The organism is uncultured Adlercreutzia sp., from assembly GCA_910585575.1.
GTDB lineage: Bacteria > Actinomycetota > Coriobacteriia > Coriobacteriales > Eggerthellaceae > Adlercreutzia.
The window spans coordinates 44819-49230 of record CAJUFS010000002.1 but is presented as its reverse complement, the minus strand read 5'-3'; the positions used below and the strand labels follow the sequence as shown (position 1 = coordinate 49230).

The window sequence follows — 4412 nt, the reverse complement described above, 5'->3', positions numbered from 1 at the left end:
GGTGTTGCTCCGTTTTTGTTCCTCGCCCTCCGACTTTCCCTGATCGAAACGACCTGAAAAGCCAGTTTGGGCATTCTGATACAGCCGGCTGCGGACGCGTCGCCTTAAAGGCGGCGCCGACCATCACCAAACCGACCGCCGAAACCAACGCCAAGGGAGCCGCCGTGCTCGCAATGTCATTTGAAGCACCAGTCGGGCCCGCTGCCATGGGGGTACGATCGTCGGCAATGGACTCCGTGCCCGTAACCGCCAACGACCGCGAGCTGTCACCGGCCACCGACGCCGCCAAAGGCGTTGCGTTGTCGAGCACCGTGCTCACACGGCCCGTGCTCCCCATGCCGCCGAACACCGTGCAGGCCAAGGCGGCAACCAGGCATAATGCCAACACTATCGTCCAGGCACGCGAGGAGAACGAGCTGAGGGGCGCCGCCGTTGCCGCAACCTCGGTATGCCAATGGGCGTTCGAATCGCAGCGCGTCGCGTCCTCACGCGATGCGCGGGATGGATATGTCGGGGCCAGTTCCATAGGTGCATTTTTAACAATTCCGCGGACAAATGTAAAGAGAATGCGCCCGATAAAAAAGGAACCCGCACGATTCGGCGGGTTCCTTGGTCATGTTTTGCGGGAAGGCAGCGCTTACTGCTGGGCAGCGTCGCCCTCGGCCGCAGCGGCATCGCCCTCGGCGGCAGCGGCGTCGCCCTCGGCAGCGGCCTGGTCGCCCTCGGCCTGGGCAGCGTCGCCCTCGGCAGCGGCCTGATAGCCTTCGGCGGCAGCCTGATCACCCTCGGCAGCAGCCTGATCGGCAGCGGCGGCCTGGTCGGCAGCGGCCTGATCGCCCTCGGCGGCAGCAGCGTCGCCCTCGGCAGCGGCCTGATCGCCCTCGGCGGCAGCAGCGTCGCCCTCGGCAGCGGCCTGGTCGGCAGCCGTAGCGTCGGTGCCCTCGACGGTTGCGTCACCCTCGGTAGCAGCAGCGTCAGCGGCAGCCTGCTCCTCGTAGGGAGTCAGGTCGATGGCGTAGGGCAGGCCCTCGGGCATCGGATTCACCGTGATCTCGGCGTTCTCGCGGTACTCAGCGAACCAAGTGGAGAAGTTCTGAGAGGCGTTGGTGGACTCCATGTAGGTGAGGTACTCCTGGAACTCGCTGGGCAGCTGGTCCAGGGAGGTGATGCCACCCTCGGGCACAGTGAAGGTTTCGGTGCACTTGATGATGTGGTAACCGTAGTCGCTCTTCACCAGCGTGGACACCTGGTCGGTCTCCAGGCCGTTCAGGGCATCCTGGTACTCGGTAACGAAGCTGGTCAGCTTGTCCCAGCCCACGTTGCCGCCCTGCTCGGCGGAACCGGTGTCGGTGGAGTACTCCTTGGCGGCGTCCTCAAAGGCAATCTCGCCGTTGTTGATCTGATCGAGCACTTCCTGGGCCTTGGCCTCGTCCTCGACGCTGAACAGAATGTGGCTGGACTTCTTCGCGCCGTTCCAGCTGTCGGCCATCTCCTGGGCGGTCTGCAGCTTGGCATCGTCGCCACCCTCGGTGGTGTCGGCCGCAGCCACAGCCTCGGACAGCTTGGTCTGCAGCAGGTTGGGCTGGATGACCGTCTCGATGTAGGACTCCTCGGTCATGTTGCTGGCCTCGAGAGCCTGCTGGAAGGCCTCTTCGCTTTCGAACATGGACTTGGTCTGCTCCAGGGCCTCGTCGATGTCGGCCTGCTCGACCGTGACGTTGTACTCAGCAGCGGCCTGCTCGTACAGGTCCTGGTTCACGTAGTAGTCGATAACTTCCTGGCGAACCGTTTCGGGGGTGTAGCCGTTGGATACGAGCCACTGGCCCCAGGCCTCATCGGTTTCCAGCGAGGCAGACTTGCGGAAATCGGCCACGTAGTCGGTGACCGTCTGCTCCATAATGTCCTGGCCGTTCACCGTGGCAGCCACGTCGCCGCCGGCAGCACCGTCGCTGCCGCAGCCAGCCAGGCCAGCGCCAAGCGCCAACGCCAGCGAAAGAGCACCCACGCGCTTGAGCGCCGCGCCCTTCATAAACGAGGTGAATTTCATGAATCCCTCTACCTTTCTTCCTGGAGGCGCCCTATGCGCCTGCATCCTTGCCCAGCCGATGCCATGCCGTCCCTCCCAGGGGCGTCGGGTCATACCAGAATCTGAGCGCTAACTGGATATTGTAACCATTCTGTGGTTAGGCCGCTATTATTCCTCGGCTAATTAACACGGTGTCGCAAATCACAGAGACTACACAGAGTTGCACAATGACGCACATATTCCTGTAAAGAACCTGAAAATGACTGGCAGAGTCAGAGCAACGACGCAAGAGTAGAGCGATCGGAGCTTTCCTTAAGGACCCTTAGGCGCCCTGCAGCATGATGGAGACATGGAAGACGCTGCTCTCATGGGAGAACGTGGCGGTGCCTGCGTGGCGCTCGGCAATGGCGGTTATGCTGCGCAGGCCAAGGCCGCCGTGGTTCGGCTTTGTGGAGCGGTAGGTGTCGCCCCATGGCACGAGGGCTCCTCCGAAGCCGTTGTCCACCGTGATGGCCAGCATACGGCCCGATTGAGCCACGGCAGCACGGACGAAGCGGCCCTCAGGCGCGGCGTCGGCGGCTGCGGCCAGGGCGTTTTCCAGCGCATTGCCCACCACTACGGCCAGGTCGGTATCGGGCAGCGGCACCTTTCCCGGCAGCGCCACGTGAGCCTCGAAGGCCACGCCGACCTCCTCGGCCTTGCGACGGTAGTGGCTGAGCAGCGCATTGAGCGTGTCATCGGCGCCGTAGTGCGTCACGGCGAGCGGCTCCATAAGCGCCAGGTAGTCGTCGAGCTGCTGGAGTGCCCCGGCCCTATCGCCCGCCGCCAGGCGTCCTCGGATGGCCACCAGGTTGTGGCGCACATCATGGCGCACGCGACGGTCAGTTTCCAAGGTGGCGCACAGGTTCTCGTACTGTTCGGCCTGCACAGCGACCAGCAGCGCCGCATCATCGGCCGCCCGGCGCGCGGCCATCTGGTCGTGGGCCGCGCGCACAGTGAGCAGCACCGTGCCGTAGACGAACACCACCAGTGCTAGGAGCAAACAGAAGAGCGCCACGGCCACCGCATTCACCAGCGACGAGAAGCTGATACAGGCGAACACGGCCGCCAACAGCACGAACAGCACGGCCGAAAGCGCCGCCAAAAGACTGCTCTCCCGAACGGAGAGCCCGTCGCGCACGGGCAGGAAGCACCGGTGCAGCACCGCCGTCAGCAGCGGCAGTGCCACGACGTTTGCACCCACGATGAGCCACAGGCTCCAGCTGCGATAGGGCAGCCCGTCGTAGCCAGCCGCATCGAGTTGTCCCGTGGCAAACAGGTTGCACGCCGCCGTCACCGCCCAGGCGCTGGTCAACGCGAAGTCGAAGATGAAGAGTTTCTCCTGCCACGGCGCCCGTACCAGGACCCAGTAGTACCCCAAGCACGGCAAAAGCGCCACGAAGAACGCAGCGTTCACGACGTTGTACAGCTCGATGGTCGGCGGAAGGACAGCTGCGGCCGAGCATCCCACCCCGGCGAACAGGATGCCGAGCACGCCCACCAGGGCCGCCGTGAGCACCGCCGCCGACCGTGGTGCCAGGCGCAGCTGGTCGCGATAGGGATACAGGGCCAGCACGGCAAAGGGAACCACCTGGGCCAGGTAGCCCAGCAGCAGGCGAACGAACACGGCGGCTGTCATCGCAGCCCCCGGGCCATGGCGAACAGGAAGCGCTGGTAGCGCTCGCGCAATTCGGTGCGGTTGCCCCGCGAAAGCGAGATGACGGCGCCGTCGTCCATTTCCACGCTGCCCGAGCCGAACAGGCTCACGCGCGCCATGTTCACAACGAAGCTGCGCTGGACCCTGAGGAACCGCTCCGAGTCAAGCGCGTCGGTCAGGGCGTCGAGGCTCGTGTAGGTGCGCAGCAGGCCCTGGTCAGTGTGAAGCTCGCACACCTTGTTGCGCACCTCGATGTAGCTGATAGCGGCCTCGGGCACTGGCACCGGGCCCGTGGCCGTGCGCACGGTCAGCGTCCGCGGCGCATCGTTGGGAAGGCAGCGAGCAAGGGCCTCGGCCACTGCCTCGGCCGTCACAGGCTTCACCAGGTAGTGGGCGGCCCGCAGCCCGTAGGCCTCGATGGCATGATCGAGGCTCGTGGTCACGAACACCGTGCGCCGGCGCTGCTCGTCACTTAACGAAGCCACCACCTGAGTGCCCACGTCATCCCCTAGGTATACGTCCATGAACACCGCGTCGAAGAAGGTGCTACGTGCGGCGGCAAGGAAATCCTCGGCCGTGGCGTAGCAGACTACCTCGACGGGGTGTCCCTCGCGCTCGGCCCAGGCGCGCAGCAGCCCAGCCAGCTCATCGCGGGCTGCGGGTTCGTCGTCGCACACGGCGAGGCGCATG

3 protein-coding genes are annotated in these 4412 nt (G+C 64.9%); all 3 read right to left on the bottom strand.

The annotated features are described in order from the left end of the window. Window positions 1-637: 637 nt before the first annotated feature. Window positions 638-2047: a peptidylprolyl isomerase gene (locus QZ307_RS00375; protein ID WP_295994212.1), complete on the bottom strand. Its 1410-nt coding sequence runs from the start codon at window positions 2045-2047 to the stop codon at window positions 638-640. Between the two features lie 301 nt (window positions 2048-2348). Beyond that, a complete protein-coding gene (locus QZ307_RS00370) occupies window positions 2349-3692 on the bottom strand; it encodes a GHKL domain-containing protein (protein WP_295994210.1) in 1344 nt (447 codons plus the stop codon). An 8-nt stretch (window positions 3693-3700) separates the two neighbouring features. Next, window positions 3701-4411 (bottom strand): LytTR family DNA-binding domain-containing protein, encoded by a 711-nt coding sequence (locus QZ307_RS00365; protein WP_295994208.1) that lies wholly within the window; start codon window positions 4409-4411, stop codon window positions 3701-3703. Window position 4412: the final 1 nt, after the last annotated feature.

Excerpts from the sequence above, each read along its gene's own strand:
- QZ307_RS00365 (WP_295994208.1), bottom strand. The coding sequence starts at position 4,411 with ATGCGCCTCGCCGTGTGCGACGACGAACCCGCAGCCCGCGATGAGCTG.
- QZ307_RS00375 (WP_295994212.1), bottom strand. The coding sequence starts at position 2,047 with ATGAAATTCACCTCGTTTATGAAGGGCGCGGCGCTCAAGCGCGTGGGT.